At 34.8% G+C, this 17,734-nt stretch carries 15 protein-coding genes and 1 tRNA gene; 9 read left to right on the top strand and 7 right to left on the bottom strand.

Annotated elements, in window-relative coordinates:
* Window positions 1-21: 21 nt before the first annotated feature.
* Window positions 22-426 carry a helix-turn-helix domain-containing protein gene (locus DMB71_RS05140; protein ID WP_111364229.1) on the bottom strand — a complete coding sequence of 135 codons (405 nt, stop codon included), beginning with the start codon at window positions 424-426 and terminating at the stop codon, window positions 22-24.
* A gap of 180 nt (window positions 427-606) precedes the next feature.
* On the opposite strand from DMB71_RS05140, the gene DMB71_RS05135 reads away from it, so the two are divergent.
* The 5 genes from DMB71_RS05135 to DMB71_RS22285 all read left to right on the top strand — a co-directional run bounded on the left by DMB71_RS05135 (window position 607) and on the right by DMB71_RS22285 (window position 5,384).
* Window positions 607-1,176, top strand: a complete 570-nt coding sequence (locus DMB71_RS05135; protein ID WP_111364227.1) for a hypothetical protein — start codon at window positions 607-609, stop codon at window positions 1,174-1,176.
* Window positions 1,177-1,210: 34 nt separating this feature from the next.
* Window positions 1,211-2,833, top strand: a complete 1,623-nt coding sequence (locus DMB71_RS05130) for a hypothetical protein (protein ID WP_111364225.1) — start codon at window positions 1,211-1,213, stop codon at window positions 2,831-2,833.
* A 16-nt stretch (window positions 2,834-2,849) separates the two neighbouring features.
* Complete coding sequence (locus DMB71_RS05125) at window positions 2,850-3,200, top strand: hypothetical protein (RefSeq protein ID WP_111364223.1); 351 nt, start codon at window positions 2,850-2,852, stop codon at window positions 3,198-3,200.
* Between the two features lie 261 nt (window positions 3,201-3,461).
* Window positions 3,462-3,731, top strand: coding sequence for a hypothetical protein (locus tag DMB71_RS05120; protein ID WP_111364221.1), 270 nt, complete (start codon window positions 3,462-3,464; stop codon window positions 3,729-3,731).
* A gap of 3 nt (window positions 3,732-3,734) precedes the next feature.
* Complete coding sequence (locus tag DMB71_RS22285) at window positions 3,735-5,384, top strand: recombinase family protein (RefSeq protein ID WP_111364278.1); 1,650 nt, start codon at window positions 3,735-3,737, stop codon at window positions 5,382-5,384.
* Here the strand turns inward: DMB71_RS22285 and DMB71_RS05110 are convergent.
* Window positions 5,344-5,416 (bottom strand) — tRNA-Met (locus DMB71_RS05110). The genes DMB71_RS22285 and DMB71_RS05110 overlap by 41 nt on opposite strands.
* Window positions 5,417-5,533: 117 nt before the next feature.
* Here DMB71_RS05110 and era point away from each other — a divergent pair.
* The 4 genes from era to DMB71_RS05090 all read left to right on the top strand — a co-directional run bounded on the left by era (window position 5,534) and on the right by DMB71_RS05090 (window position 12,121).
* Complete coding sequence (gene era / locus DMB71_RS05105; RefSeq protein WP_111364219.1) at window positions 5,534-6,415, top strand: GTPase Era; 882 nt, start codon at window positions 5,534-5,536, stop codon at window positions 6,413-6,415.
* Window positions 6,416-6,760: 345 nt separating this feature from the next.
* On the top strand, window positions 6,761-8,074 hold the full coding sequence (gene der / locus DMB71_RS05100; protein WP_111364217.1) for a ribosome biogenesis GTPase Der: 1,314 nt from the start codon (window positions 6,761-6,763) through the stop codon (window positions 8,072-8,074).
* 179 nt (window positions 8,075-8,253) lie between these two features.
* On the top strand, window positions 8,254-9,165 hold the full coding sequence (locus tag DMB71_RS05095; protein ID WP_162614782.1) for a hypothetical protein: 912 nt from the start codon (window positions 8,254-8,256) through the stop codon (window positions 9,163-9,165).
* A gap of 205 nt (window positions 9,166-9,370) precedes the next feature.
* On the top strand, window positions 9,371-12,121 hold the full coding sequence (locus DMB71_RS05090; protein ID WP_111364213.1) for an outer membrane beta-barrel protein: 2,751 nt from the start codon (window positions 9,371-9,373) through the stop codon (window positions 12,119-12,121).
* Between the two features lie 105 nt (window positions 12,122-12,226).
* Here the strand turns inward: DMB71_RS05090 and DMB71_RS05085 are convergent, their stop codons facing one another.
* The 5 genes from DMB71_RS05085 to DMB71_RS05065 all read right to left on the bottom strand — a co-directional run bounded on the left by DMB71_RS05085 (window position 12,227) and on the right by DMB71_RS05065 (window position 17,705).
* Window positions 12,227-12,970 carry a DUF2490 domain-containing protein gene (locus tag DMB71_RS05085; protein WP_239452928.1) on the bottom strand — a complete coding sequence of 248 codons (744 nt, stop codon included), beginning with the start codon at window positions 12,968-12,970 and terminating at the stop codon, window positions 12,227-12,229.
* A gap of 141 nt (window positions 12,971-13,111) precedes the next feature.
* Window positions 13,112-15,673, bottom strand: a complete 2,562-nt coding sequence (locus DMB71_RS05080; RefSeq protein ID WP_111364211.1) for a TonB-dependent receptor — start codon at window positions 15,671-15,673, stop codon at window positions 13,112-13,114.
* A 251-nt stretch (window positions 15,674-15,924) separates the two neighbouring features.
* Window positions 15,925-16,338, bottom strand: coding sequence for an RrF2 family transcriptional regulator (locus tag DMB71_RS05075; RefSeq protein ID WP_012023964.1), 414 nt, complete (start codon window positions 16,336-16,338; stop codon window positions 15,925-15,927).
* Between the two features lie 92 nt (window positions 16,339-16,430).
* Window positions 16,431-17,264: a TPM domain-containing protein gene (locus DMB71_RS05070; protein ID WP_111364209.1), complete on the bottom strand. Its 834-nt coding sequence runs from the start codon at window positions 17,262-17,264 to the stop codon at window positions 16,431-16,433.
* Window positions 17,265-17,267: 3 nt separating this feature from the next.
* Complete coding sequence (locus DMB71_RS05065; protein WP_111364207.1) at window positions 17,268-17,705, bottom strand: TPM domain-containing protein; 438 nt, start codon at window positions 17,703-17,705, stop codon at window positions 17,268-17,270.
* Between the last annotated feature and the right edge of the window lie 29 nt (window positions 17,706-17,734).

Raw genomic sequence — 17,734 nt, 5'->3', positions numbered from 1 at the left:
TAATATGTCTTTTATTTGTAATTATTTACTAATTAGTTTTTCAAGCCTTGCCATCATTTCATCTTTTTCCTTTAGCATACGCTCATATAAAGCAATTTTTTCTTCGTGCAATTTTATGAATTGATCAATTTGATTAATTGTCGAATTGTAAAATACAGATGCAGGCTGCTGGCAGTTATCAAACGTATTCGAAATAATATTTATAGCCTGCTCTTCATCAAAATTCTGAAAAGCTTCAACAGGAATTTTCAGAGAATTGGAGATCTGCTTAAGCAGACTATCTTCAATAACGTCCTTCTGCTCCAGCATAGAAATCTTCTTCTGATTCCAGTCTTCCCCCAGATCATAAGCCAATGCCTCCTGCTTAATTCCAAGCATTTCTCTGAAGCGTTTCACATTTCTTCCCTGATGAATTTTCTGTTCCATAATGAGTGTTAGTTTTCTGAAGGCTCAAAGATAAAGCCATTTGGATTAAAAAGTCTGAAAACCAAAGATAGAAAAATATCCTGTAAAATATCCCTTTTGTCAGATATTATATCCGATTTCTGAATAGTTTATCCTTTTGAAAGGCAGGAACTTCGCTTTTGAATTCTAAATATTTCCGCTATGAAAAAGAATAAATTATCCTTTGGAACTAATTTTTGGTCAGCTTACGAGGCAGGAAATCCGTTTGATGCCCTTCATGCTTTTTTTGACTTTTCACATCTTGACGAGTACAAGCAGACTTTAAACGATCTAGTGATGCACAGCTACAGGACGGAGATTTGCAGACAGCATAACCCCTGCCATGTCTTTGTCATTTATACCGCTTTAAGCTCTTTTTTAAAAGTCTGCCACTGTCTGAAAAGAAAAAGCAGAAAATGGATTGTGAAAGGCTCGGGTGACTATACTTCACTAGTACATCTAGCTTCCCTAAGTAAAGCAGAGTATAAAAATCCTTTTAAAGCATTTCAAAAGGCATTCGAAGAGAAATCGCTGGATCAGTTTGAATCGTTTCTGTGTGAAATAGTGCATCTTTCATTATCTCCCCACGCAGAAGAATCGGATTATGACATTATCACTCCTTATGTGCACTTAGTCAAAATGCTCGATGCAGGACAGCTTATCATGGAAAGAGGGATTGAAAAGATTAAAAAAGAGAAACAGAGAGAGGATATTTTATCCTCTGCCGAGTAGATAACCGCAATATCAATTTCAAAAAACATACATTATGAAAACTTTAGAAAAACTTACTTTTCCACAGCTTGAAAACGAGTATCTGGAAAACATATTAAGAGAACTTGCGGGTAAATATAATATCGTGCAGATGTTTTTTACAAGAGCACAATCATCGTTATTTTCAAAACTTATAATCAATATTGAGAGCAGTATAGATGCGCAGAAACATCAGCATGCCAAATGGGTTAGAAAAGTTAAAGAACGCCTTCAAATAGATGTATTATTTATTTTTACTTCAAAAATTAGACATCACTATTCTTTAGGTGATCCCTTCAAAGCATTTTACTGCCATGAGTCTGCGGTTATCTACCAGAATAATGAATTTGCAGATTCTACTTTTAAAACGGTGGAATGGAAGAAATTCAAGAAGAGATTTAATGAATTTGAAAACAATTTCCATCATGATCATCAGCTTCATAAATGGCAGATTAAAAATCTCATTTCAGAAGGCTCTTCCAACAGTGTTTTTACATCTTACAGCAGGCTCATTGAATATGATCTCCAATGGCTGGAAGAATTATATATAGGAAATAGATCAGACTCTGCCGATCTGAATGAAAGGATAAATAATCTTATCCGATACATTCCAGTAATCCAAAAATACTTTGTAAAAACTGCTAAAGGAGGGTATTACCTTATTGATCTTTTTGAGCAGGCAAAAGAAGCTTCCAGCGATGAGGAAGCGATGTACAGAAATGAAATGTTTAAGGCTGTGGAAAATGCGGAAGAAAGTTTGTACGGGCTTATCGGGGATAGATTTAATGAGTTTAGAAAACTGATAAAGAAAGGATTTGTGCTGAAACAGGAAGTTTTATGTGATGCAGAACCAAGCGATAAAGTTCTTAAAACAGCTGTTCAGACTATTTTAGATTCAGCTGATGCAGAACAGATTTATTTCTACAGTAAGGCTGTAAACCATTCAAAAACTTCTTATTATCTTCTGATAATTGGTGAGGGTCTGGGGAATGAAAAATTAAAATCAATCACTAACTGCATAAAAAGCAGGACAGAAGGCAGATCTTCTTTTGTTCTGATCAGCCACAGCCGTTATTGGATACAGAATAATCTCTATGAATACCAAAACTTTTTTCAAAAGATAATTAAGGAAGAATTTCTAATCTATTCATCAAACATGAATCACCCAGATTTTCACTGGGAATCTCCCCACAGACCATATCATGGCGACATCGATTTTTTTTACAGATGGACAGAACAGAGTTTCCGCCAGTTTTCTATGATCGCCAATAATGCTGATGGCAATTACTGCGGGCTGACCACCATCTTCTCATTGTTTTTCATGTCATTCTGCAGAACCTACATTTTTGCAAAGACTTACTATATGCCTAATTATCTGCCAAGCCAGACCTTGTGGGAACTTTGCATTTATGCCGAACCAGATATGATAAAGCATAATTATTTAACGGAACAGTTCTGGACTGGATTTTTCCCTTTCTTGGATAGAAACAGGGCTGTGTTCAACTGGTCATCAAGACTGACTACGGAAGAAATTAATCAAATGAGAGTTATTGCGGAGAAACTTATGCATGAACTCGATCTTGCAGTTGTTGAAGGCGAGCTTGTGAAAAATTTTGGACAGAAGGATTCGGCAAATTAATTTAAGGATAAAGATTATGGATACAGATGAAATTATAAAACTGGAAAGAATCGGAATGTTAAGCAATAGACTGCTTAATACTTTAAAACCAGCACAGGATAAAAGAGGCATGTATAATGCAGAGATCAGGGTATATGATTATTGTGAACTTCTTTCAATTATAAGAAACCTGATGAAGCTCTGCATAATCGCTCTGGACAACGACAGTGCAGAAGTTCCGCCTACGGTTCTAAACCAGAGTATTGATGTAGGGCTTATATTGGGAGTAACCCTTCAGCTGTTCCCGATAGATGAATTTGAGCTTATAAACGAAATCAGCTATTTATACGAGGATATAAAAGAGGGAACTAAAGCAGATTCCGTGTAATGATTAACTTTTATGTACATATTATGTCCATGACAATCAGAGAAAGACCTATTAACTTTGTATGAATATAAAACTGGAGTGATGTAATGATGGGTAAATTTTACTTATGATCCTCAGTGAATTACGTTTTATATTTGTATTATCCCCACCATATTTTGATCAGGATAAAATGAAAAAAGTGTCATAACTTTATAGCGATGAATGATTGTGGAACAAAAAAGACCGAGACTCGGTCTTTTTTTAATGAAGAGGAATTGTATAATGGAAAACAGAGCAACGGATGAGAGAAGAAGAATCACCCGAGGGAAAACTTTTGTGAATTTGCAAATTGAAAAACAAGGGGTTAGGTTCTGTGAAGGAGAAAGTGGTATTTGTGACGCAGAAGAAAAAACTAAAACAAATGAAGGGAAATTAACAGTTGAAGAATTAAGAAAGTGCAGAGGTTTTGAAGAAATTTCAGAATCGGAGGGGAATGAAATAATCGAAAGCTTATTTCAATTGGCAGTGATTGTATATAATTTTAAAATGTAGATTATGGGGATTGAAAGTTTTAAGAAATTTCAGAAAGAAAAATTAGCCCAAAAAGCTGAGGTAAAAGAAATTTGGGGCTACACTAGGGTAAGCTCCAAATTGCAATTAGTGAACAACAGCCTAGAAGAACAGCGCATAGAAATAATACAGTTTGCTTCTAAGAACGGCTATACGCTCAAAAATATGCTTGGAGGAACTTATGAAAGCGCTTCAGGAGATTTTACCAGAAAGGAGTTTACAAGGCTATTGGAAGAGGTCAAAAGCGCAAAACAGAAGCCTTTTGCAATCGCCATAAAATTTATCAGCAGATTTTCCAGAACAGGAGGCAACGCCATTACAATAGTTCATGAACTTGTAGATAAGTTGGGAGTTCATTTGATCGAAACTTCTTCAGGACTTTGTACTAATGACGAATACAGCAAGCTTGACATTTACAGCAAGCTTTTAGATGCCAGAAGGGAAAACATGGACAGGCTTGAAAAGACAATTCCTGGCATGAAAGCACTTCTCAGAGCAGGAAACTGGCTAGGTAAAGCTCCTAGAGGCTATACAATGAGAGGGAGGAAAGTTGGCGATTATGCTCTAATGCAGGAAAAGCAATCTATCACAATTAATTTAGAGGGAGAGATTTTAAAGAAGGCTTGGAAATGGAAGCTTGCAGGAGAAAGGGATTTTGTAATCAGGGAGAAACTGGCAAAGATGAATCTAGATATTACAAAACAGTCGCTCGGTTCTATGTGGCGCAATCCTTTTTACTGCGGAATATTGGTAAATGCACTGCTTGAAGAGCCAGTGAAAGGAAACTGGACAGGTCTGGTCAGCGAGGACGATTTTCTGAAAGTTGACAGAATGCTCTCTGAAACCAAAGTGCCAATAAAAGAATACTCCAAAAGCAAGATCAATGAATTCAGACCTCTGACAGGATTTTTAAGATGCGAATGCGGAAGCCTTCTGACAAGCTATGTGGTAAGAAAAAAGAATGTGCATTATTACAAATGCCAGAAATGCAGAAATGCAAGTTTCAATGCATTGACCACGCCATATTCAAAAACGGAAGGGTTGAATGATTCTTTTGAAAAGCTGTTATCAACATACACGCTAAGTCCTCAATTTGTAGAACCTTTCAAACTTCAGCTGAATAAACTTTTTGATATCATGGAAAATGAGGGCAGGGAAGAAATGAAAGGTTTGCTTTCGAAGAAAAAAGATTTGGAAGCTAAAATCGAAAATCTGGATAAACGCTATTTTGAAAATCCGAATTTCGGGGATGAAAAATACAATAGATACTCACATCAGTTTGACATGGAATTAAAAGAAATGGAGATTCAGATTATGACAAACGGCAAAAAAATATCTAACCACGGCAGGCATATCGATAAAGTAATAGAGAAAGTTACAAACATCAATAAATATTGGAAAGAAGGGGATATTGACAGCAAAATAAGAATCCAAAATCTGGTATTTCCAGAAGGATTGTCAATTAGGACTGAAAACAGGGAATATCTAACAGGTAGAGTAAACTCGATTTTTGGATTAGTCCAAACATTTACAGGCATTGACAGAGGAAGTAAAAAGCAAAAAACCCATCAAAAATTTGATGGGTCATTCTCTGTAGCGGGAACAGGACTCGAACCTGTGACCTTCGGGTTATGAGCCCGACGAGCTGCCTACTGCTCTATCCCGCGATGTTTCAGGTGCAAAGATACGCCGATTTTTTAGAAATCCAACGAAAACTTAAAAAAATGTTTTATTTTCTGTATTGACTTGATATGACTACCTTTGCAGAATAAATAAAGCAAAAAATGTCACATAAAGCAGGTTTCGTAAATATTATCGGAAATCCAAATGTTGGAAAATCAACATTGATGAACGCTTTCGTTGGAGAACGATTGTCGATCATTACATCAAAAGCACAAACTACACGTCATAGAATTCTTGGAATCGTAAACGGAGAAGACTTTCAATTGGTTCTATCTGATACTCCAGGAATCATCAAACCTGCATACGAAATGCAGGAATCGATGATGAACTTTGTGAAATCGGCTTTTGAAGATGCTGACATTTTAATCTACATGGTCGAGATAGGCGAGCAGGACTTGAAAGACGAAGACTTCTTCAAGAAAATCATTCATGCTAAAATTCCGGTTTTATTGCTTTTAAATAAAATTGATAATTCAAACCAAGAACAATTAGAACAGCAAGTTTCTTTCTGGAAAGAAAAAGTGCCAAATGCAGAGATTTTTCCAATTTCGGCTTTGCAGAACTTCAACGTTCCAGAAGTCTTTGGAAGAATTATCGAATTATTGCCAGAATCCCCAGCTTATTATCCAAAAGACCAATTAACAGACAAACCAGAACGTTTCTTTGTTAACGAAACTATCCGTGAGAAAATTTTATTGAATTACGCAAAAGAAATTCCATACGCAGTAGAAATTGTAACAGAAGAATTTCATGAAACCGACAATATTATTAGAATCCGTTCGGTAATTATGGTGGAACGTGACACGCAAAAAGGAATCATTATCGGACATAAAGGCGCAGCGCTTAAAAAAGTAGGAACCGATGCCCGTGCCGATTTAGAGAAATTCTTCGGAAAACAAATTCACATTGAGCTTTATGTAAAAGTGAATAAAAACTGGAGAAGCAACGCCAATATGTTGAAACGTTTCGGATATAATCAGTAGTTTTTGTTGAATCGGTTAATCGTTTATTTGTTTAATCGTTAAACGAAAGTTCTTTTGAAAACAGGTCCCCTAGCCCAGATAGGAGCGGTATCCTTTTTCTGGCTTCTTTAGCCAGGAAAAGATATAGCGGATAGCTGGATTAGCTCCTAAAAATTATACAAAAAAACAATAAAAACTTAGGTACTTAGTCCCGATAGCTATCGGGATAGCAAATTAGTAGTTTTTTTAACTACCTTTGCAAAAAATTTAAATAAAGCACTTTTGACTTATAATTTATTGTTATATAGTCAAAAAGTGAAATCTTAAATCTAATCCCGATAGCTATCGGGACTAAAAATCAATAAAATGAGTAATAACATTGTTGCGATAGTAGGAAGACCTAATGTAGGGAAATCGACCCTTTTTAATAGGCTGATACAAAGAAGAGAAGCTATTGTAGATTCAGTATCTGGGGTTACCCGTGATAGAAACTATGGTAAAAGCGAGTGGAACGGAAAAGAGTTTTCTGTCATTGATACAGGTGGATATGTTCGAGGATCTGATGATATTTTCGAAGGTGAAATCCGTAAACAGGTAGAACTTGCTATCGACGAAGCCGATGTTATTATTTTTGTAGTTGATGTTGAAGAAGGAATTACACCAATGGATGAAACCGTTGCAAAATTACTTCGTAAAGTAACAAAACCAGTTTTATTGGCTGTAAATAAGGTTGACAACGCGATGCGTGAAAAAGACGCTGTAGAGTTTTATAACCTTGGTTTAGGTGACTATTATACTTTTGCAAGTATTTCTGGAAGCGGAACAGGAGATTTATTAGATGCTCTAGTTGAAGCGTTTCCTGTAAAACCTGAGCCTGTTACTCCAGAAGTTGAATTACCGCGTTTTGCAGTTGTAGGACGTCCAAATGCAGGGAAATCTAGTTTTATCAACGCTTTGATTGGTCAAGACCGTTTTATGGTTACAGATATTGCAGGAACAACTCGTGATGCAATTGATACTAAATTTGACCGTTTTGGTTTCGAATTTAATTTGGTTGATACTGCGGGAATTCGCCGTAAAGCAAAAGTAAAAGAAGATTTAGAGTTTTATTCTGTAATGCGTTCTGTACGTGCAATCGAACATGCTGATATTTGTATTTTGGTAATCGACGCTACACGTGGATTTGAAGGTCAAGATCAGAGTATTTTCTGGTTGGCAGAGAAAAACCGTAAAGGTGTGGTAATCTTGGTAAACAAATGGGATTTAGTAGAAAAAGATACTATGTCTACACGCGATTACGAAGAGAAAATCAAAAAAGAATTGATGCCTTTTACAGATGTGCCAATTTTATTCGTTTCTGCTTTAACAAAACAGCGTTTGTTAAAAGCACTCGAAGCAACAGTTCAAGTTTACGAAAACAGAAAACAAAGAATTGCGACTTCAAAATTCAATGAGTATATGTTGAAAGTGATTGAAGCATATCCGCCGCCAGCAACAAAAGGTAAATATGTAAAAATTAAATACTGTATGCAATTACCAACTCAAACACCGCAATTTGTGTTTTTTGCTAATTTACCGCAATACGTTAAAGAACCTTATAAGCGATACTTGGAAAATAAAATTCGTGAGAAATGGGATTTCGCAGGAGTTCCAATCGATATTTATATAAGGGAAAAATAAACGAAATAACTAACGTCAAAAAAAATCGCTCATGAATGTGAGCGATTTTTTTGTTTTTATAAAAACAAAGAATGATTATTAGTTAGCGAAAAGAAGGGTAATAATATTATTAATTTTTAAAAAAGGACTTGCATTTAACATTATTTTAAATGAAATTTGTTTCAACTAAAAAATTACATATGAAAATAAAATTACTGTTAAGTCTACTTTTTCTTAGCTTAGTAAGTTGCTCTAAAGATGATGCAAATAATAATGAAATCGTTGCTCAAGAAACTTCAATGAATATTCTTCTTAAATCAGAAAAGAGTAATATTACTGGGAAAGATGTGAAACGAGGAATACTTCCTGTTACTGTTAATTCTGTTGTAATTAAAGTTCAACCTTGGGCCACAGGGGGAGGAATTGACCCAACTAGAGTTGCAAGTGTTTTTAATTTTAATATTGTTGCAGATAATAATACCAGTGCAGCAGATGGATTTGAAATAAGAAATTTTAGTACAGGAGTTTCGAGATTGTCAGTTACAGCAAATTCTAGTAGCACTGTACAGGAATACGTTTATGGTAATTGGACAAATGAATCTAGTACATTATCTGTGAATGATTTATTTATTAAATGGGAAGCTCAATCTCCTGCAGTTAATTATATATCTAATGCGCAAACCATAAATGCGGTTGCTGGGGTAAATACTCCTGTATCATTTACTCTAATCCCAACTAATGGGCGTATAATATCAGTTTTCCAATTATCTAATGAATTGAAAGAATGGAATTATAGTGCTAAAGTGCAAACTAAATTTGAAGGAGGTAGTGGTTCAGGAATGGCAAATGTTGATAAAACTCATAATGGTATAACTCACCTTGATGGTTATTACACTTATCAAGGAGCGCCACTTAAACATTTAGTTAGCATTTTTGATGATAAGGGTGAAAAAGTTGCAGAATATGCTGTCCCTGTAACTGTAGTTAATGGAGAAAGTGTTAATACTATATATACAATACTTTCGGATAAAATACCTGAAGGAAATAAATTGCAAACTACAATATTAGTTCCTGATTTTAAATCACCATCACCAGATCAAAAGGATATTTAATGCATTCCTTTAAGATTTGATGTAATGATTTATTAAAAAATATTATAAAAAAAGAATCCCCTTTAATAGGGGATTTTTTTATGTTTTGTGTCTATCTTTATTATAGGATCAATTTTTTATTGGCATTATATTTGAATAAATGTAAAAATTACAATTAAACCTTTTGTGTTTTTTTAAGTCTTACTGATCTAACTAACCTAATTTTATGACCAGAATTTATTCATTACTATTGTTTCTAGCTTTTGTTTATTCGGCAAATGCGCAAAACAATATCGTTATTAAAGGAACTGTAGTTGATATCAACTCACAGCTTCCGCTAGAACTCGCCACCGTTTATTTTACTGCAGTAAAAGATTCAACTATTATTGAATATGCAACGACCGATAAAAACGGAAATTTCATTATCAATACTAAAAAGTATGATAAGCCGGTTTTCTTAAAAGTAAATTATACAGGATATCAAACTTATTTTGAAGAGCAAAAAGCGCTTACAGAAAGTAAAGACTTTGGTAAATTGTACCTGCTTGAAAATGCTAATGTTTTAAATGAAGTGGTAATTAAAAGTGAGGCTCCGCCAATTACGATTAAAAAAGACACTCTTGAATTTAATGCGGGCTCGTATAAAGTTCGTCCAGATGCAAATGTGGAAACTTTACTGAAACAGCTGCCTGGTTTTGACGTAGATAATACAGGAAAAATTACGGTAAATGGTCGAGAAGTCAATCAGGTTTTAGTCAACGGAAAAGCATTTTTTGATAAAGATGGAGCTATTGCGATTAAAAATCTTCCAGCTGATATCATTAAAAAAGTTCAAGTTTCTGATTTTAAAACCAAAAAAGAAGAATTGGCCAAACAAGAATCAACTTCAGATTATTCGAGCATAAATATTACCATTGACGAGAAAAAAAATAAAGGCTATTTCGGTAAAGTTCTTGGCGGATATGGTTCAGATGAACGCTACGAAAGCAGTTTAATGATGAATTTCTTTAAAAATAAACAAAAAATAAGCGTTCTGGCTTCTTCAAACAATATCAACTCAACTGGGTTTTCTATGGATGAGGTTTTTGATAATATGGGTGGCGGACGTAATGCCAAAGGTGGCGGTCAAGGTGCAAGCAGTGGAGGAAAAGGAATTACGCAATCTACTTTGGCTGGAATTAATTATTCTGATGATTGGACCAAAGATTTGGAGTTTATGAGCAGTTACAACTTTACAAATGCTGTGACTAAAAACGAAAGCAAATCGAACCAGCTTAGTTTCTTGCCAACAGGAAATATTTTAACTGAAGCCGATTCTAAAACTAGAAATGAAAACACTGGAAACAAGGTGAATTTTGAATTAGAATACAAAATCAATCCGACTATGCAGATTGTTTTTGCTCCTAAATTGAATTTGTCAGAATCAAACAGTAATTCCTCTTCTTCGACTTTTTCTGAAAATGAAAATGGCGATGCATTGAATGAAAGTACGGCAACATCGCATACCGAAAGTTCTAATACGAGTTTTGCAAACAGCATTAATTTCAATAAAACTTTCGAAAAGAAATCGCGAAATTTAAGTGTAGTTTTCAACAATAATAATACTAAAAACGATTCTAACGGAATCAATATTTCTGAGACTATTTTCTATCAGGATAATAAGCCAAATGATGAAAGAAACCAAAATGCGAAAAACACATCTAAAAGCGATGCTTATTCGCTTGATTTAGAATATACAGAGCCTGTAACAGATTCGTTGAGATTACGTTTCGGAACCGATTTTGACTGGCAAAGTTCTATGAACGATCAAAAGACATTTAATTTTGATGATGCATCGCAAGAATACTCAGATTTAAATTTATCGCTGACCAATTATACCACATCAAAACAAAATTCGATTACACCAAAAGTGGGTATTACTTGGCAGAAGAGTAAATTTACGTTGAATGTAAATTCGAGAACCTCAATTGTTGAATTTGACAATCATTCTTTTTACTTGAATCAAGCGACAGATTTGAATAAGAGATATATGCTGCCTTATGGAACTGCGCAGCTTCGATACAAATTCAACCGTTCTAAAAACTTAACTTTCAAATACGATTATTCTAATGTGCTTCCATCGGCAACACAATTAATGCCGGTTGCTGATTTAAATAATCCATTAAACAGTGTAATCGGAAATCCAAATCTTAATCCGATTGAAAAAAGTACAGCTGGTATCGATTTTAAAAACTTTGATTTTAGAACGCGTTCTGGTTACAGTTTATTCCTTAAAGGAGATTATTATAATAATGATGTGGTTTCTACTTCGATTTACGACGATAGCGGAAAAAGAAATACAACTTATGTAAATATTTCAGGAACGTATTCGGCTTCGGTTGGAGGAAACTGGAATCAGCAAATTAAAAAAGATGCTCATACTTTAAGATATGGCTTGCGCTTAAGCGGGAATTATAATTTTGATAAAGGATTTACAAATGCGGTTTTGTATTATGCAAAATCGGTTGTCGTTACGCCAAGTGTTTATGCTTCTTATGATTATGGAGAAGTGCTTTCGATTGCGCCATCTTATAGTTTATCATACAACGAAACGAGATATGAAAACTATTCAAGAGACGCTACTTCAAACGTGATTCACAGAATTAATTTGCAGACAACATCGTATTGGCCAGCCAATTTAATCTTCGGAAATGACTTTGGGTATACTTATAATTCAAATATTTCAGATGATTTCAGAAAGGATTTCTTTCTTTGGAACACGAGTTTGTCTTACGGATTTTTAGATAAAAAATTATATGCTAAAGTGAAAGTGTACGATGTTTTAAATCAGAATCAGAGTGCAACAAGAACCATTTCGCCAACTTCAATTAGAGATGAAGAAAATACGGTTTTAAAACGATATGTGATGTTTTCTTTAGCTTATAAAATTGGAAATTTCGCTGAAAGCAAAAAAGGAAGAAAACAGAGAGGATCTTGATTTTTAAGGTGCAAAGGTTCAGAGGAGCAAAGGTTCAAAGGTTACAAAAAATGCCTGTCAAATTAAATTTGACAGGCATTTTTTGTATAACTCATAACTCATAACTCATAACTTTTTCCGATTAATTCTATGATAAACCGTAAACCTAATAATATCACGATCATAGAAATCTACGCCGCTAGCACGTCTCTGAAAGTTTTTTAAATACCCTAATTCTAAACCAAGATTTGGATTGAAATGATAACGTAAAGCAACATAAAAACGATTTTGATCGAATGTATTTCTTCGATTGTCTTTTCCGAAATTGAATAATACTTCATCAGAAATGGTGCCTTTTATACTTCTGTCTTCTTTTTCCCAAAGCGTAAACATAGATTGTAATCGGTATCTAAATCGGAAAGCATATGAGAATTCATCTAAAAGTCCATTTTTGTCTGCTTTTTGAATGAATCGTTCCTCAAGTTGAAAGCGATTATGGAAAGTTATTTTAGAAATATCATTAATTAGAGTAAGGTCTTGTTGTGCACGATATTCGGGAACAGAATAATCAGGGTCAATGTTTGGATTTTGAGTATTCACGCTGAAAAAAGCAAATCCGGCGCCAAAATCCATCATTTTAGTTGCTCTGTAACGAGCTTGAGATCGTATAACAAAAAGATTTTCATGAACAGGTTTTACAAAACTTCGATTGTCAAATTCAGAATGAATAGCCCATTTTTCGGATAACGGAAAAATATTATAGTATCGAATCCAAGTCAGAGTCTGATGGTCGATATTTCTTTGATTTTGCCCCGTAATCAATTGGCAAACAAAGAGTATGAAGAAAAGTAATTTAAAAGATCTGTTCAAAAACGATAAATTCAAGCTGCGAATTTATACAAATGATCTTATTTCATTCTGTTTTAAAATTTGTTTTGAAAGTTTTTTTGTGAAAAAAAGGGACGCATTTTAAAATACATCCCTTTTTAATACTAAAACTAACTAACCATCTTACAGTGAATACTTAAAAGTAACTCCGTAAGTTCTTTGATCACCAAGAACTCCAGCATATTGTCCTGTGTTACCACTAGCGGGCAATAATTGCTCATAGTAATCTTTATTGAAAAGGTTTCTTCCCCAAATCTGAATAGATAAACCTTGAGAAGCACGGAAACCTAAACGAGCATTAAAGATAGCATAACCTTGTACAACTAAATATTTTGAAGCCGAAGGGCTTGAAGAAAATTCAGAACGAGCATATCCGTCGGCAGCAAAGAAAATTTTTCCAGCATTACCAAAGAATCTTGCATTGTCTGAAAGCTCACCTCCAAGTGAACCTGCCCATCTTGAAGCACCTGGCAATTCAGTTCCAGAAACATCTTTGTAAGATACCTGAACTCCATTAACAACAAGTCCTGTTTCTTCTAATGGAAGTGGCGCATTTGTAAATTTTACATATTTACCATCTGTGTAAGTCGCAGCACCGTTGATGGTTAAGTGCGAGCTGATCACAAAACTAGCATCCAATTCTGCACCTCTTACACGTACTTTATCTGCATTAGCAAGATATCCACGGTTTACTCCAAGTTCAGCAGCCTGAACATTGGTTTGGAAATCTTTGATATCAGTATTAAAGAACGTTAAGTTGAAGATTGAATTTTTAAATGGTGAAGTCTTTACACCAACTTCATAATGATATACTTTCTCAGGTTTAATTACCGCAAGTTCAGTCATTGGCTGTCCAGCAGAGTTTGACGGAAGTCCAGCTACGTTAACTCCAACAGGTTTGTAGCTTTTAGCAGCTGTTGCATAAATATTAATCTTGTCAGACGCTTTATAAGTAAGCGTTATGTTGCCAGAAAAGTCTGTATTGTCTGTATCTGAATCAAATGCCTGGTCAGAGTAAACTGATTTTTTTAAAGCCAATAAGGCTGGATCTGTAGTTTGAAGACCTCCATAAGTTTTACGAGCATAATGAGCGTCTTTTTTATCAAAGTTATATCTTAAACCTGGCAAAATATGGAAACGTTCTGTAAGTGCCCAATCAATCTGACCAAATACGGCAGCACTAGAAGCTCTAATTCTTGCATCAGTATGAATTCCGTATCCTTCAAAAAGACCTGGAGTTTTCCATAACGGACTAGTTGAGCTTTGAGAGAATCTCCATTGTGCATTTCCAGATTCTTCTGTACCATTTGTTTGAGAAGTCTGATCAATAAAGAATACACCAGCAACACCACTAATTTTTGAAGTTAATTGTCCAGCATAACGAACTTCTTGTGTAACCTGAGTTTGTCTTGTTGGGTTCTGAGATTTTGCCAAAACTTGTAATCCTGTAAAATCTCGGTCATTTGATGGATCCCAGTTCCAAAAACGCCAAGCTGTTGTAGAAGTAAGAGTTCCTCCTCCAATTTTAGTATCAATGTTTAACGAAACTCCTCCTAAATCTTGTCCAGAACGCCAAGGAGTATCATGATCAATCTTACGGTCAAAAGCATTTAAACTTGGCAATTGATAGTTTAAGTCTTTAATAATAGCATCAAACTGACGGTATGCAGCTCTCTGAGTAGGAGCAACACCAGCAACAACCTGAGCATATCCGTCAGGACGCTGTGTTGTAAGATCTCCTGCAAAAGTAACGTTTGTATTTTCTGTTGGAGTCCATAATAATTGTCCTCTAAAACCTTGATTGTTTAAAGTATTAGTTGGTCTTCCGGTAACAATGTTGTCAATTAAACCATCACGCTGAGTTCCTGAAAATGACAAGCGTCCTGCAACTTTTTTACCTAATGCTCCAGTGATAGAAGCCTTTGCTTGCAAGAAGGCATAGTTACCATAGCTTACTTCAAAATCTGCGCCTGGTGTAAAACTTGGTTTGCGAGAAGTAATATTAAAAGCTCCTGAAGTAGTATTTTTTCCAAATAAAGAACCTTGCGGACCACGTAATACCTCAATTTGCTCTACATCAATAAAATCTAAAGTAGTTGCAGCTGGACGAGCGTAATAAACACCGTCTACGTAGAAACCAACTCCAGGATCGATACCGTCATTGGTAAGTCCGAATGGTGAACCTAAACTTCTAATGTTGATTCCTGTATTTCTAGGGTTAGAAGAATATAATTGAACAGAAGGAACCAATTCTTTAATACGGTTTACGTTAAACGCTCCGGCTGCCTCAGCTTGTTTTCCTGTAACAACAGAAACGGCAATTGGCACATCTTGTACTTTTTCGATTCTTCTTCTTGAAGAAACGACTACTTCTACAAGTTTGTTTTCTTCACGTAAAGTTACCAATAGAGGAGAAGCTGGTATAGCTGTAATTTCAAGTTCAGCAGTATTGTAGCCTATATATTGAACTAAAAGTGTAAGAGGCAATTTTCCTTGAGATTCGATTGAAAATCGTCCTTCAGAATCTGTAATTGTGCTAAAAGTTGTTCCTTTAATTACCACATTGGCAGCTTCTAAAGGAATATTTTGATCAGTAGTTACAACTCCTTCAATTTTTTGCGCGAAAGAGATTGAGAATGTTAAAACTGCAAGTATTGTAAATATAATTTTTATAGTTGTTTTCATTTTTTATATTAAGTATATGTGATTAGTAGAATTTAAAATTAAATTTTTTTTACCAACACATACACATCATAGATGAAACAGTATTCACAGTTGTGAAATTATAATTAGGTTTTTTTTGCAAAAGATTTTGTCCACCTGATTGACTAGAATGTACTTTCATGAGTTAAAATTTTGTAAATGATTAGTTAATTATTTTTGGCAAATATATATAATTAATTCTATCGATTTACTAGACTTTAAAAAATATTTTTTTATTTTTTTACAAGTGAAGCGATTGTGATGCCTTCCATAGCCTTCAAAGTTTTATCTCTAATCAGCATCAAACCGTGACGCAGACTGCATTCAGACTCGGTTTTACAATCAGAGCAGGGCTCGTAAAAATTTAAAGAAGCGCATGGCAAAAGTGCAATTGCACCATCAAATAATCGGTGAATTTCTGCCAGAGTAATGTCATTTTTGGATTTTATCAGATAATAACCGCCAAATTTTCCCTGCTTACTGCTTACAAAACGACCGCGTTTTAGATCTAATAAAATTTGCTCTAAAAACTTTTTGGGAATATTAGCCCCATCAGCAATTTCTACAGTTCTAGAAATGTGATTTTCGTCTTGTTCTGCTAAATAAAGTAAGGCCTTAAGGGCGTATTTTGCTTTATGTGATAACATCTATAATATATTGTAAAATGTAAATGTATGATATTTTAAGATTGAAACCTAAACATGAAACCCCAAACAAAGAAAATTAGAACCAGAATAAATTACCAGCCTCCGCTAGATCCACCGCCAGAGAAACCTCCACCGCCAAATCCGCCGCCGAAGCCTCCACCTCCGCCAAAACCGCCACCAGATGATCCACCGCCGAAACCTCCAAATCCACCGCTACTTCTTCCAAGATTACTCAAAATAATAGCGTCAAGTAGGCTAGGGCCACCACCGCCATTGTTGCCAGAATTACCTCCGCCGCCTCTTTTATTTCGAGAGAGTAAGATTAAAACAATTACAACAATTACGATAAAAGGCAGAAAAGGGAAGTCTTGTCCTTTGGCTTGTTTGCGTTCACCTTTAAATTTTCCTTTAAAAACATCAATAATGGCATCAGTCCCTTTATCAAGACCATTGTAAAAACTTCCTGCTTTAAATTCTGGTATAATAATGTTTCTGATAATTGTTCCGCCAATACCAGCCGTTAAACGATCTTCAAGCCCGTATCCTGGATTGATAGCGATTTTCTTTTCGTTTTTTGCTAAAAGAATGACAACTCCATTATCGTCTTCTTTGGTTCCTCCAATTCCCCAAGTTTGTCCCCATTTTGTTGCTAATTGGCTTACATCTTCTCCTTTTAAACTTTCAATAGTAATTACAACAATTTGAGTAGTGGTAGAATCTGAATAGCGAATTAGTTTTTCTTCTAATTGTGCTTTCTCTGTAGAACTTAAAATGTTGGCATAATCGTAAACAGAAGTTTGAAAACTTGGCTTTGGTGGAATCTCAAATTGTGCAAAAATAGCATTGCTGATAAATAATGCGATAAACAAAAAAGTAAGCTGAAAAATTCTATTAGAATTTGAGATTTTAATTTGGGAATTTTTCATTATTTATCCTTTTGAGATTTCGTTAGATAATTCGTTGACATCGTCTTCCTGAGATGGAAAATATTTTTTGAGCTGTTCCCCGGCATTCAAAATACCGTCAACAATTCCTTGTTTAAAATTGCCGGCTTTAAAATGATTCACCATAATGTCTTTGGTGCAATCCCAAAAATCGTTGGCTACTACATCATTAATTCCTTGATCTCCACAAATTACAAAGTTTTTGTCTTCAACTGCAAAATAGAGTAATACTCCATTTTTCAATTTAGTTTCATTCATTCGCAATTCATGAAAAACTTCTAAAGCCCTATCAAAATGGACTTTAGAAGTTGTTTTTTCTATATGTACTCTAATTTCGCCAGAAGTATTATTTTCAGCCATGCGAATAGCTTCAACAATTTCTTGCTCTTCTTCTTTGCTTAAAAAATCTTCTACTTTTGACATGGAAATTATTTTAGAGTTTAGATTGTAGA

It is taken from the genome of Flavobacterium tistrianum, assembly GCF_003254545.1.
Classification (GTDB): Bacteria; Bacteroidota; Bacteroidia; order Flavobacteriales; family Flavobacteriaceae; genus Flavobacterium; species Flavobacterium tistrianum.
Note: the sequence above shows the minus strand (reverse complement) of the source record. Positions and strands in the feature narration are given on the sequence as shown.

Bases quoted from the DNA above. Each gene is read 5' to 3' on its own strand.
- DMB71_RS05135 (WP_111364227.1), top strand. From the start codon at position 607: ATGAAAAAGAATAAATTATCCTTTGGAACTAATTTTTGGTCAGCTTAC.
- DMB71_RS05120 (WP_111364221.1), top strand. From the start codon at position 3,462: ATGGAAAACAGAGCAACGGATGAGAGAAGAAGAATCACCCGAGGGAAA.
- DMB71_RS05080 (WP_111364211.1), bottom strand. From the start codon at position 15,673: ATGAAAACAACTATAAAAATTATATTTACAATACTTGCAGTTTTAACA.
- DMB71_RS05065 (WP_111364207.1), bottom strand. From the start codon at position 17,705: ATGTCAAAAGTAGAAGATTTTTTAAGCAAAGAAGAAGAGCAAGAAATT.
- DMB71_RS05075 (WP_012023964.1), bottom strand. From the start codon at position 16,338: ATGTTATCACATAAAGCAAAATACGCCCTTAAGGCCTTACTTTATTTA.
- der (WP_111364217.1), top strand. From the start codon at position 6,761: ATGAGTAATAACATTGTTGCGATAGTAGGAAGACCTAATGTAGGGAAA.
- DMB71_RS05090 (WP_111364213.1), top strand. From the start codon at position 9,371: ATGACCAGAATTTATTCATTACTATTGTTTCTAGCTTTTGTTTATTCG.
- DMB71_RS05070 (WP_111364209.1), bottom strand. From the start codon at position 17,264: ATGAAAAATTCCCAAATTAAAATCTCAAATTCTAATAGAATTTTTCAG.
- DMB71_RS05140 (WP_111364229.1), bottom strand. From the start codon at position 426: ATGGAACAGAAAATTCATCAGGGAAGAAATGTGAAACGCTTCAGAGAA.
- era (WP_111364219.1), top strand. From the start codon at position 5,534: ATGTCACATAAAGCAGGTTTCGTAAATATTATCGGAAATCCAAATGTT.
- DMB71_RS05095 (WP_162614782.1), top strand. From the start codon at position 8,254: ATGAAAATAAAATTACTGTTAAGTCTACTTTTTCTTAGCTTAGTAAGT.
- DMB71_RS05130 (WP_111364225.1), top strand. From the start codon at position 1,211: ATGAAAACTTTAGAAAAACTTACTTTTCCACAGCTTGAAAACGAGTAT.
- DMB71_RS05125 (WP_111364223.1), top strand. From the start codon at position 2,850: ATGGATACAGATGAAATTATAAAACTGGAAAGAATCGGAATGTTAAGC.
- DMB71_RS22285 (WP_111364278.1), top strand. From the start codon at position 3,735: ATGGGGATTGAAAGTTTTAAGAAATTTCAGAAAGAAAAATTAGCCCAA.